Annotated in this window: 11 protein-coding genes and 1 pseudogene; 4 read left to right on the forward strand and 8 right to left on the reverse strand. The window is 61.7% G+C overall.

Annotated elements, in window-relative coordinates; all coding sequences use genetic code 11:
- Positions 1-55: 55 nt before the first annotated feature.
- Together D7I37_RS06200 and D7I37_RS06205 are read left to right on the forward strand one after the other, a co-directional pair.
- Positions 56-1,378, forward strand: coding sequence for an MFS transporter (locus tag D7I37_RS06200; RefSeq protein WP_129543460.1), 1,323 nt, complete (start codon positions 56-58; stop codon positions 1,376-1,378).
- Between the two features lie 101 nt (positions 1,379-1,479).
- Positions 1,480-2,241 carry a CDP-diacylglycerol diphosphatase gene (locus D7I37_RS06205; RefSeq protein ID WP_129543461.1) on the forward strand — a complete coding sequence of 254 codons (762 nt, stop codon included), beginning with the start codon at positions 1,480-1,482 and terminating at the stop codon, positions 2,239-2,241.
- On the opposite strand, the gene D7I37_RS06210 is transcribed toward D7I37_RS06205, so the two are convergent.
- Together D7I37_RS06210 and pdeH are read right to left on the reverse strand one after the other, a co-directional pair.
- Positions 2,242-4,281 (reverse strand): AsmA family protein, encoded by a 2,040-nt coding sequence (locus D7I37_RS06210; protein ID WP_129543462.1) that lies wholly within the window; start codon positions 4,279-4,281, stop codon positions 2,242-2,244.
- Positions 4,282-4,385: 104 nt separating this feature from the next.
- Complete coding sequence (pdeH, locus tag D7I37_RS06215) at positions 4,386-5,171, reverse strand: cyclic-guanylate-specific phosphodiesterase (protein WP_095099779.1); 786 nt, start codon at positions 5,169-5,171, stop codon at positions 4,386-4,388.
- 207 nt (positions 5,172-5,378) lie between these two features.
- Here pdeH and D7I37_RS06220 point away from each other — a divergent pair, with 207 nt between their 5' ends.
- The gene (locus D7I37_RS06220; protein WP_129543463.1) at positions 5,379-6,311 is read left to right on the forward strand and encodes a sugar kinase; all 933 of its coding nucleotides are present in this window, start codon (positions 5,379-5,381) and stop codon (positions 6,309-6,311) included.
- 44 nt (positions 6,312-6,355) lie between these two features.
- On the opposite strand, the gene ilvC is transcribed toward D7I37_RS06220, so the two are convergent.
- Positions 6,356-7,831: a ketol-acid reductoisomerase gene (ilvC, locus tag D7I37_RS06225; RefSeq protein WP_061800307.1), complete on the reverse strand. Its 1,476-nt coding sequence runs from the start codon at positions 7,829-7,831 to the stop codon at positions 6,356-6,358.
- Between the two features lie 169 nt (positions 7,832-8,000).
- Here ilvC and ilvY point away from each other — a divergent pair, with 169 nt between their 5' ends.
- A complete protein-coding gene (ilvY, locus tag D7I37_RS06230) occupies positions 8,001-8,891 on the forward strand; it encodes an HTH-type transcriptional activator IlvY (RefSeq protein WP_061800309.1) in 891 nt (296 codons plus the stop codon).
- A gap of 8 nt (positions 8,892-8,899) precedes the next feature.
- On the opposite strand, the gene D7I37_RS06235 is transcribed toward ilvY, so the two are convergent.
- The 5 genes and pseudogenes from D7I37_RS06235 to ilvD all read right to left on the reverse strand — a co-directional run bounded on the left by D7I37_RS06235 (position 8,900) and on the right by ilvD (position 14,709).
- A complete protein-coding gene (locus D7I37_RS06235) occupies positions 8,900-9,601 on the reverse strand; it encodes a DUF2461 domain-containing protein (protein WP_129543464.1) in 702 nt (233 codons plus the stop codon).
- Positions 9,602-9,623: 22 nt separating this feature from the next.
- Positions 9,624-10,157, reverse strand: a complete 534-nt coding sequence (locus D7I37_RS06240; protein ID WP_237648807.1) for a hypothetical protein — start codon at positions 10,155-10,157, stop codon at positions 9,624-9,626.
- A 44-nt stretch (positions 10,158-10,201) separates the two neighbouring features.
- Positions 10,202-11,197 (reverse strand): hypothetical protein, encoded by a 996-nt coding sequence (locus tag D7I37_RS06245; RefSeq protein ID WP_061800314.1) that lies wholly within the window; start codon positions 11,195-11,197, stop codon positions 10,202-10,204.
- Positions 11,198-11,309: 112 nt separating this feature from the next.
- Complete coding sequence (gene ilvA, locus D7I37_RS06250; protein ID WP_061800316.1) at positions 11,310-12,854, reverse strand: threonine ammonia-lyase, biosynthetic; 1,545 nt, start codon at positions 12,852-12,854, stop codon at positions 11,310-11,312.
- A 5-nt stretch (positions 12,855-12,859) separates the two neighbouring features.
- A pseudogene (gene ilvD, locus D7I37_RS06255) lies at positions 12,860-14,709 on the reverse strand (dihydroxy-acid dehydratase).
- Positions 14,710-14,759: the final 50 nt, after the last annotated feature.

Here is a 14,759-nt window from a genome sequence, read left to right on the forward strand (position 1 = left end):
GGCATTTTGCTATGTCTAAGATGGATTTTTACAAATTCCAAATATAAGAAACATTATGCAAGCCTCCATCGCAACAACTCTGGACGCCGACGAAGCGTCAACACCGGTAAACTCACGCGGAAAAGTGATTGTCGCCTCGCTGGTCGGCACCGCCATCGAGTTTTTCGATTTCTATATCTACGCCACCGCGGCGGTGATCGTCTTCCCGCATATCTTCTTCCCGCAGGGCGATCCGACCACCGCCACGCTGCAGTCGCTGGCCACCTTCGCGGTCGCCTTCGTCGCGCGGCCAATCGGCTCTGCGCTGTTCGGCCACTTCGGCGACAGCGTCGGGCGCAAGGTGACGCTGGTCGCCTCGCTGCTGACCATGGGGATCTCCACCGTACTGATCGGCCTGCTGCCGAGCTACGAAACCATCGGCATCTTCGCGCCGATCCTGCTGGCGCTGGCGCGCTTTGGTCAGGGGCTGGGGTTGGGCGGCGAATGGGGCGGCGCGGCCTTGCTGGCGACCGAAAACGCGCCGGCCAAAAAGCGGGCGCTGTACGGCTCGTTCCCGCAGCTCGGCGCGCCGATCGGCTTCTTCTTCGCCAACGGCACTTTCCTGCTGCTGTCATGGCTGCTGACCGACCAGCAATTTATGGAATGGGGCTGGCGCGTGCCCTTCATTCTCTCCGCCGCCTTGGTGTTGATCGGCCTGTACGTGCGGGTATCGCTGCACGAGACCCCGGTGTTCGCCAAGGTCGCCAAGGCCGGCAAGCAGGTGAAAATCCCGCTCGGCACCCTGCTGAGCAAGCACCTGAAGGCCACCATCCTCGGCACCTTCATCATGCTGGCGACCTACACGCTGTTCTACCTGATGACGGTGTATTCGATGACCTACGGCACCACGCCGCAGCCGCTGGGCCTGGGCTACTCGCGCAACAGCTTCCTGTGGATGCTGATGGTGGCGGTGATCGGTTTCGGCGTGATGGTGCCGATCGCCGGCCTGCTGGCGGACGCCTTTGGCCGCCGCAAGACCATGATTGTCATTACCCTGCTGATGATTGGCTTCGCCTTCCTGTTCCCGAGCATGCTGGGCTCCGGCAATCAGGCGCTGGTGATGGGCTTTCTGCTGTGCGGCCTGAGCATCATGGGCCTGACCTTCGGCCCGATGGGCGCGCTGCTGCCGGAGCTGTTCCCGACCGAGGTGCGCTATACCGGCGCTTCGTTCTCCTACAACGTGGCGTCGATCCTCGGCGCGTCGGTGGCGCCTTATATCGCCACCTGGCTGGCGACCCGCTACGGGCTGTTCTACGTCGGCATGTACCTGGCGGCGATGGCCACCCTGACGCTGATCGCCCTGCTGCTGATGAAAGAAACCCGCCACCAGTCGCTGTAACCCCACCGTCGGCCCCCTGCTGCGGGGGCCGCACGCGTTGTTTGTCTCCTGTCATAAAAGCCGACTATGCTGAGAGCTTCTCTCCGTATCGGGATTTGCTGATGTCTGTACGTCGTGGATGGCTATTGTGCGTTGCGCTGCTGGCGGTGGTGGCCGCCGCGCTCTATTTTTGGCTGAAGCCCTCGCACCCGGATACGCTGTGGCGCATCGTCAGCCGGCAGTGCGTGCCCAATCAGCAGGCGCATGGCAATCCGGCGCCCTGCGCGCAGGTGGCGCTGCCGGACGGTTTCGTGGTGTTTAAGGATCGCAACGGGCCGCTGCAGTATTTGCTGATGCCGAGCGCTAAAATCACCGGCATCGAAAGCCCGGCGGTGCTGGACGCCGCCACGCCGAATTTCTTTGCCCAGGCCTGGCGAGCGCGCCACTTTATGGCCGAACGCTATGGCAGACCGATCGACGATGCCGATATCTCGCTGGCGATCAACTCGGAATACGGTCGCACGCAAAACCAGCTGCACATTCATATTTCCTGCCTGCTGCCGGCGGTAAAAAGCCGCCTGGCGCAGATTGGGCCCGCGTTTACCGAACAGTGGCAGCCGATGCCCGGCGGCCTGCTGGGGCACGACTACCTGGCGCGCCGGGTGACGCCGGCCGAGCTGCAGCGCCAGGGTGCCTTTCGCCTGCTGGCGCAGGGCGTTAAACGCACCGAGGGGCGCATGGGCAGCTTCGGGCTGGCGATGACCGCGCTGCCGGACGGCGATTTTCTGCTGCTGGCGACCGAACGCAGCCTGTTGCCGTTCACCCTGGCCTCGGCGGAGGAGATCCAGGACCATCGCTGCCCGACGCTTGATCCGCGGCCATAGCTATTTTTTCTTTTTCATCTCCTGCAGGATCTGCCCGCACGGGTTCTCCTCGCCGCCGTCGCTCGGCGAGACCAGCGCCAGCAGCGCCGCCGCCGGCGTTAGCACCACCCCCAACGCCACCGCCGCCGCCCCGCGCGCGATCAACGGCCCGGCCTTCACCCCGGCGTCCGGGTGTTTGAACGTGCCCTTCACGTACAGCGGCGAGCGCAGGGTCAGCACGCGCATGCCCTTGCTTTCCGGATCGATGGACAGGTCCAGCCGCTCGGTGGCGAAGTTGGTGTTGCCGGTGACGTTGATGATGGCGTTCTCGGTATCGAACACCAGCAGCCGCGGCGCCGCAACGCCGTCGCGAATGCCGACGTCCGCCGCCGCGCAGTTGATGCCCACCACGTCGTCGCCGAACAGCTGCGCCACCAGATAGTTGCCGACGTTCAGGCCAAGGATTTCCATCAGGCTGCGGCTGATCACCCCGTTGTTGATCAACAGCCGCAGATCGCCGCCGCTGCTCGCCAGCAATTCCGCCACCGAATTGCCGCGGCCGGTCAGTTTGGCATCGCCGTTCAACTGCCCGAGGCTGCGCTTCATCGACTCCACGTCCGGCAGCAGCTGCTTGAGCTGGAACTTGCGCGCATGCATATCCACCCGCCCCTGCATCGGACTTTTGCCGCCGTCCAGCCGCACGCTGGAGTTCAAATTGCCGCCCGCCACGCCAAAGCGCAGCGGATCCAGCAGCAGCACCCCTTTATCCAGCTGCAGATGGGTGTAAAGGTCGCTGAGCGGCAGCGAACCGCCGCGCTCGATGCGTTTGGCGGTAAACTCGACGTCCGCATCCATCAGGCCCCAGCTCTGGGTGTCAAACGTCTCCACCGGCAGCACCTTGTCGGCCGGCTGGCGGCTCTTCTCGCCGCGCCCGGCCTTTTCGGCGTTGGGATCCGCGCCGATCAGCGGCGCCAGGTCGGCCAGCCGCAGCTGCTTCGACACCACCTCGCCGCTCAGCTTTGGCCGCGGTTGGCTGGCGACGTACTTCAGATCGCCGTGAATATCGCTGTCGCCGATTTTGCCGTCGAACTTCTGGTACCGGAACACCGCGCCGCCTTTCTCATGCAGCCGGGCGATCAGATGGCCGTCGGTGGCGTACGGCGGCGTATTCGGCAGCAGCACGCCGGTCAACCCGTACAGGTTGCTCAGGCTGTCGCCGGAAAATTTAAGCTGCAGATCCAGCCCGCCCAGGTTCAGCGGATCGGACAGGGTGCCGGCCACCGCCACCCGGGTGGCGCCGGAACGCACGTCGGCCTGCAGCGGGAAAGGCAGATCGGCGTTCTGCAGCGACAGCATGCCGCCAATCTTGCCGCTGCCGACCAGCGGCTCGCCGTGGTACCTGCCCTTCACCTGCCAGCCAAACGCGTAGTCGGGGGTGGCGGCCCGGTTTTCGTCGCGTTCGCCGGTGACTTCGCTGAACGGCAGCGGCTCGCCGAGCGGATCGACGGTGGCGCGGAAGTCCGCCTTCAGGGTGGCGTCTTTGAACGTTATCTGCCCGCGATCGAACACGATGTCATGGATATTGACCGACCAGGCCGACGGCGGCTGACTGGCATCCTGACCGTTCGCCAGGTTAAAGGTCCAGTTATTGTCGCCGTTGGCCAGCCGCTGCAACGAAGCCTGCGGCTGTTTCAACCAGATGCGCGGGATCAGCACTTCCTTGCCCAGCAGCGCCAGCGGCGCGATGCTGGCGTCGACGCGTTTGAGCGTCGCCATGCCGTCGCCGGGAATATTGGGCGGGTTGCCCAGCCAGACGTCTTCGGCGTGGATATGCGGCCAGGGCACCCAGGCGCGCCAGCCGCCCTCATCCTTGTTGCGCGTCCAGTCGACGCCCAGATCGCCGCGGATCTCGAAGCGGCGCTGCAGCTCGGCCGACACCTTGTCATTGAGGGTCGGCTTGAGCCGATTCCAGTCGAAGGTCATGATGAAAATCGCCAGCGCGGCGACCAGCAGCAGTAAAATGCCGCCAACCCAGCTGAAAGCTTTTCCTGTTCTTGTCATAACGGCGTCCCTATGCGCAATAACCCGCTGCCGGGTAAAGAATAGATTGATAAGCAGCTGTTATTAAGCCTAGCCGAGGATAGGCCTGAGTTCACGCTTCGGGATCAGGGGGCGGGGGCGGCGAACAGCGTCGGCAGACTGTGCAGCGTTTCAAAACGCGCCGGGCGGGAAAGGTAATAGCCCTGGGCGGCCAACGCGCCGGATCGCTGCACCAGCAGCCATTCCTGTTCGGTCTCCACGCCTTCGACGATCACCCCATCGCTGTGTTGATTCATCAATCTGACCAGGGTGGTGAGCAGTTGAACCCCTTCGTCGGTTTGTTTGAGCAAGGTGAATAATTCGCGCGCCACCTTAATGTATTGATAGCGCCAGGCGCCGACGGCGGAGAAGTTCGCCAGGCCGCTGCCGAAGTCATCCAGCCACAGCCGTTCCGCGCCGGCGATCTGCTGCAGCGGGCCGCTCAGCGCCCTCTCGGCATGCTCCACCAGCTCAAAACGCAGGTAGGGCATGGCGGCGATTTGCCGCTGCAGCGCACGGTGATGCTGCAGCGCCTGCAGCGCTACGCCGTCGATATTCACCGACACCATCAGCGCATGGCGACTGAACAGCGCCTGCCACCGCTGCAGCAGCGCCAGCTGCTCCTGAATGATCCGCAAACGCTGCCGAACCCCCAGCGCGGAAAAATAGCGCTCCGGCGACTGCGGTTGGTCCGGCGATGCCGGATGATAAACCGCCGTCAGCAGCTCTAGCGCCAGCAGCGCGCCGCTGGTGCGATAAATCGGCTGGAAGGTATACAAACGCCGGCACCGTCGCCAGTAGTTCCGTGACGTTATGCGTGCGTGCAGGGCAAGGCAGGGCGCCAGCAGGCCCGAGATCAGGTTGGTTATCATCGGTACTATCGCCATGGCGGGGGAATGAAAACGCCGTTGCTGTTTCTTTGCCTGGTTTATCGGCAAGGCGACGCGAAACTTTACCTCCCGAGGTTTGCCGATCGCGATCATAATAAAATAAAACGGCGTTTTATTTATATTGACTCCCCTGGCCCTTGCGTTGAGACTGAGGCTGTTTCCTTTTCTTTCAGCCAGGGCACGTTGACGATGACCACCCAGAACCTTGCCGTGATCGGCGAATGCATGATTGAACTGTCGCAAAAAGGTGCGGACCTCAGCCGCGGCTTTGGCGGCGATACTCTGAACACCGCGGTTTACCTTGCCCGCCAACTGCCGGAGCAGGCGCTGCAGGTGCATTACGTCACCGCCCTGGGCACCGACAGCTTCAGCGAAGAAATGCTGCAGGCCTGGCGGCGTGAAAACGTCAAAACCGATCTGATCCCGCGGCTGGAGAATAAGCTGCCGGGGTTGTACGTGATCGAAACCGACGCCGCAGGCGAGCGCACCTTCTACTACTGGCGCAACGACGCCGCCGCACGCTATTGGCTCGAGGGGCCGCAGGCGGACAGCCTGTGCGCGCAGCTGGCGCAGTTCGATTATCTGTACCTCAGCGGCATCAGCGTGGCGATCCTCAACCCAGGCAGCCGGGCGAAGCTGCTGACGCTGCTGCGCCAGTGCCGCGCCAACGGCGGCAAGGTGATTTTTGACAACAACTACCGGCCGCGTCTGTGGCACAGCCGCGAGGAGACCCAGCGGGCCTACGCCGAGGTGCTGGCCTGCACCGACATCGCCTTCCTGACGCTGGACGACGAAGACCTGCTGTGGGGCCAACAGCCGGTGGAGCGGGTCGTCAGCCGCACGCGCGAATTCGGCGTGGGCGAAATCGTGATCAAACGCGGCGCGGACGCCTGCCTGGTGTTCAGCGCAGAGGGGGAGCAACATGAAGTGCCGGCGATCGCGTTGCCGAAAGACAAAGTGGTGGATACCACCGCCGCCGGGGATTCGTTCAGCGCCGGCTATCTGGCGGTGCGCCTGAGCGGCGGCGATGCGGTGCAGGCCGCCCGACGCGGCCACCTGACCGCCAGCACGGTGATCCAATATTGCGGCGCCATTATCCCGCTGGCGGCTATGCCGCAATAAAAAAAAGCCGGCATCGCTGCCGGCTTTTTCACGCTGCGCGGCGATTAGCCCGCAACGGCGATGCGTTTCATGTCGGTCATGTAGCCACGCAGTTTGCGGCCAACGGATTCGATCGGGTGATTGCGCACCGCTTCGTTCACGTCGCGCAGCTGCGCGTTGTCTACCGCGGTACCGGCAACGGATTTGCCCAGATCGCCCGCCTGCAGGGTGGTCATGAACTCTTTCAGCAACGGCACCGCGGCGTTGGCGAACAGGTAGTTGCCGTACTCGGCGGTGTCGGAGATCACCACGTTCATTTCGTACAGACGCTTGCGCGCAATGGTGTTGGCAATCAGCGGCAGCTCGTGCAGCGATTCATAGTAGGCCGACTCTTCGATGATGCCGGCGTCTACCATGGTTTCGAACGCCAGCTCAACGCCCGCTTTCACCATCGCCACCATCAGCACGCCGTGGTCGAAGTATTCCTGCTCGCTGATTTTGCCTTCGAACTGCGGCGCGTTCTCGAATGCGCTTTGGCCGGTCTCTTCACGCCAGGTCAGCAGCTTCACGTCGTCTTCGGCCCAGTCGGCCATCATGCCGCTGGAGAAGGCGCCGGAGATGATGTCGTCCATGTGTTTCTGGAACAGCGGCGCCATGATCCCTTTCAGTTGCTCGGACAGCGCATAGGCGCGCAGCTTGGCCGGGTTGGACAGGCGATCCATCATCAGGGTGATGCCGCCCTGCTTCAGCGCTTCGGTGATGGTTTCCCAGCCGAACTGAATCAGTTTCTCGGCATAGGCCGGATCGGCGCCATCGGCCACCAGTTTGTCGAAGCACAGCAGCGAACCCGCCTGCAGCATGCCGCACAGGATGGTTTGTTCGCCCATCAGGTCGGATTTCACTTCGGCGACGAAGGAAGATTCCAGCACGCCGGCGCGGTGGCCGCCGGTCGCCGCGGCCCAGGCCTTGGCGATCGCCATGCCTTCGCCCTTCGGATCGTTTTCCGGGTGAACCGCAATCAGGGTCGGCACGCCGAAACCGCGTTTGTACTCTTCACGCACCTCGGTGCCCGGGCACTTCGGCGCCACCATCACCACCGTGATGTCTTTACGCACCTGCTCGCCCACTTCGACGATGTTGAAGCCGTGGGAGTAGCCCAGCGCCGCGCCGTCTTTCATCAGCGGCTGCACGGCGCGCACTACGGATGAGTGCTGCTTGTCCGGCGTCAGGTTGACCACCAGGTCCGCCTGCGGGATCAGCTCTTCGTAAGTGCCCACTTTAAAACCGTTTTCGGTCGCTTTACGCCATGAAGCGCGCTTCTCGTCGATAGCTTCCTTACGCAGGGCGTAAGCGACATCCAGACCCGAGTCGCGCATGTTCAGGCCCTGGTTCAGCCCCTGCGCGCCACAGCCGACAATCACCACTTTTTTGCCTTTCAGGTAGCCTGCTTCATCGGCAAATTCGTCGCGCGCCATAAAACGGCATTTACCCAATTGCGCCAACTGCTGACGCAGGTTCAATGTGTTGAAATAGTTAGCCATGGTGGTGCTCCAGTTAGATGTTGTGTCTTGCTTGTTATTTTCATTCCCCGCCCTGTCTGTGCGGAGATTCGTTAAACTCAATGTATAACAGGAAATGCGTTGCTTAAATTGATATATTACGAACGTGATATTGCAATTTATGCAACACCCTCACTGCGAGCGTACCGATATGGATTTGCGTGATTTAAAGCTGTTCCTCCATCTTGCTGAAAGCCATCACTTTGGCCGCACCGCCAAGGCGATGCACGTCAGCCCGTCGACGCTTTCCCGCCAGATCCAGCGGCTGGAAGAGATCCTCGGGCAGCCGCTGTTTTTACGCGATAACCGCACCGTGCAGCTCACCGACGCCGGCGAGCAGCTGAAGGATTTTGCCCAGCAGACGCTGTTGCAATACCAGCAGCTGAAGCATTCGCTCGGCCAGCACGGCCCTTCGCTAAGCGGCGAGCTGCGGCTGTTTTGTTCGGTCACCGCCGCCTACAGCCACCTGCCGCCGATCCTCGACCGTTTCCGCGCGCAGCATCCGCTGGTGGAAATCAAACTGACCACCGGCGACGCCGCCGACGCGGTCGATAAAGTGCAGACCAACGAGGCCGACCTCGGCATCGCCGGCCGGCCGGAGACGCTGCCCACCAGCGTGGCGTTCACCAAAATCGGCGAAATTCCGCTGGTGCTGATCGCCCCGGCGCTGCCCTGCGCGGTGCGCAGCCAGGCGTTCGCCGAGAAGCCCGACTGGGCCGACATTCCCTTTATCCTGCCGGAGCACGGGCCTTCGCGAAAACGCATCGAGCTGTGGTTCCGCCGCCAGCGCATCAGCAATCCGTTGATTTACGCCACCGTCGGCGGCCATGAAGCCATCGTCTCGATGGTGGCGCTGGGCTGCGGCATTGCGCTGATCCCCAGCGTAGTGGTGGACAACAGCCCGGAACCGGTGCGCAACCGCATTTCGCAGCTGGATAACATCTCGATGGTCGAGCCGTTCGAGCTGGGCGTCTGCGTGCAGAAAAAACGCCTCAGCGATCCGCTGATCGACGCCTTTTGGCGGTTGCTGCATCCCCGCTGACGCGGGGTTTACAGATCCGCCGGGTCGATCTGCTTCATCGCCTCTACCTGCATCAGCCAGTGGTAGAGCGGCTCCAGCTGCAAAAAAGCCTGCGCCAGCGTCCGGGCCAGCCCGGCGCTGAACAGTTTCTCCACCTGAGGATCGGTGGCCATCACGGCAAAGGACTTGCGGTTGTACCAGGTGGCGATCTCCGCCGCCTGCTCTTTCACCAGCGGGCGTTTGTAGCTCTCGCCCACCAGCTCGAACGGCGGCCGGCAACAGGCCGCCGCCTCCAGGAACCGCTGCGGTCGCTGTTTCAGCGTATGGCGAAACAGATCCATGGTCGGCTTGTTGGCGCTGTAATAGCCCAGCCCGTAACGCAGCATGTCCGGCCCCAGTTCGAAGAAATACACCGGCGCATCCTTCCAGTCCTTGCTCGGCCGTTTGAACGTCAGCCACATGCGGCTGCGGTAGCGCGACTTGTCGTGGGAAAAGCGCGTATCGCGGTGAATGCGCGACAGCGTTTTGCCGATCGCCGGCCGGGTTTCGAACTGCGGGTCGATCGCCAGCATGGCCGGCGCAAGCTGTTCCACCAGCGCACGGAACGGCGTCAGCAGCTCGCGATCGTAAACGCCGCGATGGGCTTCGAACCATTCTTTGTCGTTTTCGATCCGCACCTGCTGCAGGAAGTTCAGGCCCTGCTGGCTAAAGCCGGTGAAGGGTTGTGTCATATTCTTTCCCGTAACAATGTTTTTATCGGGGGTTGCGCATGCCTTCCATCAGCCAACGGCGCTTTAGAAAAACGCGCCGGCGCGTCCTGAAATAGGCAACGTACAGATAAAATACCGTCCGATTACTGAAGAAAAAACCGCCAATACCGGCACAGAGCAACATCACGCCATTGGCAATGTCGGTAACATTAGCGCTCCAGGCAACCCATGCACCCACCAGCAACAAACCCAGCATGCCAAGATAATATTTCAGCAATATCACCCCGCTGTTTTTACCCTGTACCAGTTGAAATAGAATGAGCGTCATCCAGACAGCCATGAGCGCGCCGCTACCCATTAGCGTAGCGGCAGAAGCCCTGCCGCCAACGGAAAAGGCCACATCGGCCAATAGCCCCATCGTTCCTGCCAACCCCAGCGTCAGGCAAATCATCAGCAGCATCACATTACCCACCCCCGGCGGTGATAAACGTTGCCCTGGCGTAAGAAAATGTTGCTCCACTTGCTTATCTACACCGGCAAAGACGGCGTGATCGCGCGTGGATACCTGATGTTCCATTTCTCGCCCTTGAGATATCAGGCGACTAATAATCCAATCTGACATCACCTCACCATCTGCGGTAATTTCTGCATGATCCCGACAAAATACTGCCCCGTAGTTTTTACATTAACGGGCGAAGACAAGGTACCGCTAATACCGCTGCCCACAAACGCCATAGAATTATTCAGCGCCGACTGCAATTGCTGACGAAGTCCGTTTTGGATGGCTTCCGTCGGGTAACGTTTTGGGTACAAACCCGTCTTGACCATCTGCTTTAATACCTGATTGGAAATCCCCGGATTTTCCGCCCGAATGATGTTCTCAGTCAGCCGTTTCCTTTCACTGCGCGGCATGCTTTTCAGCCATTCCGCCGCCTTACGCGTCGATATTCTGCGCATTGCGCGGTAGGTCATCGCCGCTTCTTTCAATGCAGCGCCAGCGCTGGCCAAAGAGATGACGTCGAGTATGGTGCTGGTAGCAACGTACCACTGCTCGGAATCCAACTGAGCAAGCTCATCCCCCTTCCCATCATAAAGCTTATTCACACGATACAGACCATTGCCGCACTGCAGGGCACTCGCAGCCATTCCGGCATAGCCTAAATAGGCAATGGCTGAACTCGTGCCACCGGTAAAGGGCACGGCAACACTCCCCGATGCCAGTAAAAAAACGGACACCAGCAGCGTGCCGCAAGAAAGCGCCGCCGAAGCCAATTCTTTACTGACGCTCGGTTTAGTCAGGGCTTCAGACATCGTATTGGTCGCCGCAGTACGTGAAGTATGCGCAGCCGTTTTGGTGATAACTACATGGGTAACCTGTGAAGAGGTTGAGTAACCCGTATGTTGTGTCGGCCTGACCAAAAATGAGTTTTGGCCATCAGAAAAAATAATACCCACCCCATGAAAAGCAATGTTGCAATCCAGCGCGTCTTGCAAGGCCTGTAGATTAATGTCCCGATACAGTTCCTGCACATTCGCGTTGCCGGTCATGCGTGCGAACTCGGCGCGGATCAAATTATCTTCTGGGGAACCCAGCGGTGAAGAAAAAGCAGCGGTCATTGTCGTGCATCCCTATACGTCAAAAGTCTTGGCAGTATAAAAACGCACAACAAAATCACAACTTCACAACCCATAAACTGATCTATAGGTCACGATACTTATGGATTTCTTATCAACCCTGCAAAAAAAAGCGGAACGCCGGGTTGTCGGTTTCATCGTGGCAGTCGTAGCCCAGCGCCTGCAGGTGCTGTTCGAACTCGGGCTCGGTCTGCGACAGCTCGAAAGCCGCCAGCACCCGGCCGAAGTCGGTGCCGTGGCTGCGGTAGTGAAACAGCGAAATGTTCCAGTGGGTGCCCAGCGTTTGCAGGAATTTCAGCAGCGCGCCCGGCGACTCCGGGAACTCGAAGCTGTACAGCCGCTCGCGCAGCGGCTTCGACGGGCGCCCGCCGACCATATAACGCACGTGCAGCTTGGCCATTTCGTCATCGGACAGATCCACCACCTGATAGCCGCCGCGGTCCAGCTCATCGATGATCTCCAGCCGCTCGGCATGGCCGCGCGTCAGGCGCACGCCGACGAAAATGCAGGCGTTGTCCGCGTCGGCGTAACGGTAGTTGAACTCGGTCACCGCGCGGCCGCCCAACAGCTGGCAAAACTTGAGGAAGCTGCCCTGCTGTTCCGGAATGGTGACCGCCAGCAGCGCTTCGCGCTGTTCGCCCAGCTCGCAGCGCTCGGAGACATAGCGCAGACCATGGAAGTTCAGGTTGGCGCCGGAGAGCACGTGCGCCAGCCGTTCGCCCTGAATGTTGTGCTGCTGCACGTATTTCTTCAGCCCGGCCAGCGCCAGCGCGCCGGAAGGTTCGGCGATGGCGCGCACGTCTTCGAACAGGTCTTTGACCGCCGCGCAGATGGCGTCGCTGTCGACGGTAATCACGTCGTCCAGGTATTCGCGGCACAGGCGGAAGGTTTCGTCGCCGATGCGTTTCACCGCCACGCCCTCGGCAAACAGCCCGACCCGCGCCAGATCCACCGGCTGCCCGGCATCCAGCGCCGCCCGCAGGCAGGCGGAGTCTTCCGCCTCCACGCCGATCACCTTGATCTGCGGCATCAGCTGTTTGATCAGCACCGCCACGCCGGCCGCCAGGCCGCCGCCGCCGACCGGCACGAAGACCCGGTCCAGATGCGCGTCCTGCTGCAGCAGCTCCATCGCCAGCGTGCCCTGCCCGGCGATCACCGTCGGGTGATCGAACGGCGGCACAAAGGTCATGCCCTGCTGCTGCGAAAGCTCGATCGCCCTGGCCTTGGCCTCGTCGAAGTTGGCGCCGTGCAGCAGCACTTCGCCGCCGAAGCCGCGCACCGCATCGACCTTGATATCGGCGGTGGAAACCGGCATCACGATCAGCGTTTTAATCCCCAGCCGCTTGCCGGAGAAGGCGACGCCCTGCGCGTGGTTGCCGGCCGAAGCCGTGACCACGCCGCGCGCCTTTTGCTCTTCGTCCAGGCTGGCGATCATCGCGTAGGCCCCGCGCAGCTTAAAGCTGTGCACCGGTTGGCGATCCTCGCGCTTCACCAAAATAGTATTGCCGAGGCGCGAAGATATTTTGCTCATCGCCTGCAGCGGGGTGACCTGAGCCACCTCGTAAACCGGCGAACGGAGCACCGCGCGCAAATATTCCGCGCCGCAGGGGGCGTCGGGTAGGGGTTGTGATGCCGCCATGGCGCTTAGCCTCCCAGCTTGCTTTTGTCGCGCACCGCGCCTTTGTCGGCGCTGGTGGCCAAGGTGGCGTAGGCGCGCAGCGCGAAGGAAACCTGACGCTCGCGATTTTTCGGCGTCCAGGCCAGATCGCCGCGCGCCAGCTCGACTTCGCGACGGGCGGCCAGTTCGCTGTCCGGCACGTCCAGCACCATGCTGCGTTTGGGAATATCGATGTCGATCATGTCGCCGTCTTCAATCAGGGCGATCAGGCCGCCGTTGGCCGCCTCCGGCGAAACGTGCCCGATCGACAGACCGGAGGTGCCGCCGGAGAAGCGGCCGTCGGTGATCAGCGCGCAGGCCTTGCCCAACCCATCGACTTCAGATAGGTGGTCGGATACAGCATTTCCTGCATGCCCGGCCCGCCCTTCGGCCCTTCGTAGCGGATCACCACTACGTCGCCGGCCACCACTTTGCCGCCGAGGATCGCTTCTACCGCGGTATCCTGGCTTTCATAGACCTTGGCCGGGCCGCGGAAGGTCAGGTTGTCTTTATCGACGCCGGCGGTTTTCACGATGCTGCCGTCTTCCGCCATGTTGCCGTACAGCACCGCCAGGCCGCCCTCCAGACTGAAGGCGTTTTCCAGCGAGCGGATGCAGCCTTCGGCGCGGTCATCGTCCAGGGTGTCCCAGCGGCAGTCCTGCGAGAACGCCTGAGTGGTGCGGATGCCCGCCGGGCCGGCGCGGAACATTTTCTTCACCTCGGGGTCCTGGGTCAGCATGATGTCGTACTTATCCAGCGTTTCCGACAGCTTCATGCCGAGGATGTTGTCGACGTCGCGGTTCATCAGGCCCGCGCGGTCCAGCTCGCCCAGGATGGCCAGCACGCCGCCGGCGCGGTGCACGTCTTCCATATGGTATTTCTGGGTGCTCGGCGCCACCTTGCACAGGTGCGGCACCTTGCGTGACAGGCGGTCGATGTCCGCCATGGTGAAGTCGACCTCGCCTTCCTGAGCCGCCGCCAGCAGGTGCAGCACGGTGTTGGTCGAACCGCCCATGGCGATATCCAGCGTCATGGCGTTTTCGAACGCCGCCTTGTTGGCGATGCTGCGCGGCAGCGCGCTTTCGTCGTCCTGCTCGTAGTAACGCTTGGTCAGATCCACGATGCGCTTGCCGGCATTCAGGAACAGGTCTTTACGGTCGGCGTGGGTCGCCAGCAGCGAGCCGTTGCCCGGCTGCGACAGGCCCAGCGCCTCGGTCAGGCAGTTCATCGAGTTGGCGGTGAACATGCCGGAACAGGAGCCGCAGGTCGGGCAGGCGGAGCGTTCGATTTGCGCGCTGTCGGCGTCGCTGACGTTCGGGTTGGCGCCCTGGATCATCGCGTCGATCAGGTCCAGCTTGATCAGCTTGTCGGACAGTTTGGTCTTGCCGGCTTCCATCGGGCCGCCGGAAACGAAGATCACCGGAATGTTCAGGCGCAGCGACGCCATCAGCATGCCCGGGGTGATTTTGTCGCAGTTGGAGATGCACACCATCGCATCGGCGCAGTGGGCGTTCACCATGTATTCGACCGAGTCGGCGATCAGCTCGCGCGACGGCAGGGAATAGAGCATGCCGCCGTGGCCCATGGCGATGCCGTCGTCCACCGCGATGGTGTTGAACTCTTTGGCGACGCCGCCGGAGGCTTCAATCTGTTCGGCAACCAGCTTGCCCAGATCGCGCAGGTGCACATGGCCCGGAACAAACTGGGTAAAGGAGTTGACCACCGCAATAATCGGCTTGCCGAAATCGGCGTCGGTCATCCCGGTCGCGCGCCATAATGCGCGGGCACCCGCCATGTTGCGGCCGTGGGTGGTGGTGGCGGAACGGTACTTAGGCATGCTCTTCACTCCAAATGTATTTATTGCAGGCGGCGAACGAACCGCCTGGA

The sequence above is a fragment of the Serratia sp. 1D1416 genome (assembly GCF_003641105.1).
GTDB lineage: Bacteria > Pseudomonadota > Gammaproteobacteria > Enterobacterales > Enterobacteriaceae > Serratia > Serratia ficaria.

Coding starts and splice junctions, on each gene's coding strand:
- D7I37_RS06200 (WP_129543460.1), top strand. CDS start 56: ATGCAAGCCTCCATCGCAACAACTCTGGACGCCGACGAAGCGTCAACA.
- D7I37_RS06205 (WP_129543461.1), top strand. CDS start 1,480: ATGTCTGTACGTCGTGGATGGCTATTGTGCGTTGCGCTGCTGGCGGTG.
- D7I37_RS06210 (WP_129543462.1), bottom strand. CDS start 4,281: ATGACAAGAACAGGAAAAGCTTTCAGCTGGGTTGGCGGCATTTTACTG.
- pdeH (WP_095099779.1), bottom strand. CDS start 5,171: ATGATAACCAACCTGATCTCGGGCCTGCTGGCGCCCTGCCTTGCCCTG.
- D7I37_RS06220 (WP_129543463.1), top strand. CDS start 5,379: ATGACCACCCAGAACCTTGCCGTGATCGGCGAATGCATGATTGAACTG.
- ilvC (WP_061800307.1), bottom strand. CDS start 7,831: ATGGCTAACTATTTCAACACATTGAACCTGCGTCAGCAGTTGGCGCAA.
- ilvY (WP_061800309.1), top strand. CDS start 8,001: ATGGATTTGCGTGATTTAAAGCTGTTCCTCCATCTTGCTGAAAGCCAT.
- D7I37_RS06235 (WP_129543464.1), bottom strand. CDS start 9,601: ATGACACAACCCTTCACCGGCTTTAGCCAGCAGGGCCTGAACTTCCTG.
- D7I37_RS06240 (WP_237648807.1), bottom strand. CDS start 10,157: ATGGAACATCAGGTATCCACGCGCGATCACGCCGTCTTTGCCGGTGTA.
- D7I37_RS06245 (WP_061800314.1), bottom strand. CDS start 11,197: ATGACCGCTGCTTTTTCTTCACCGCTGGGTTCCCCAGAAGATAATTTG.
- ilvA (WP_061800316.1), bottom strand. CDS start 12,854: ATGGCGGCATCACAACCCCTACCCGACGCCCCCTGCGGCGCGGAATAT.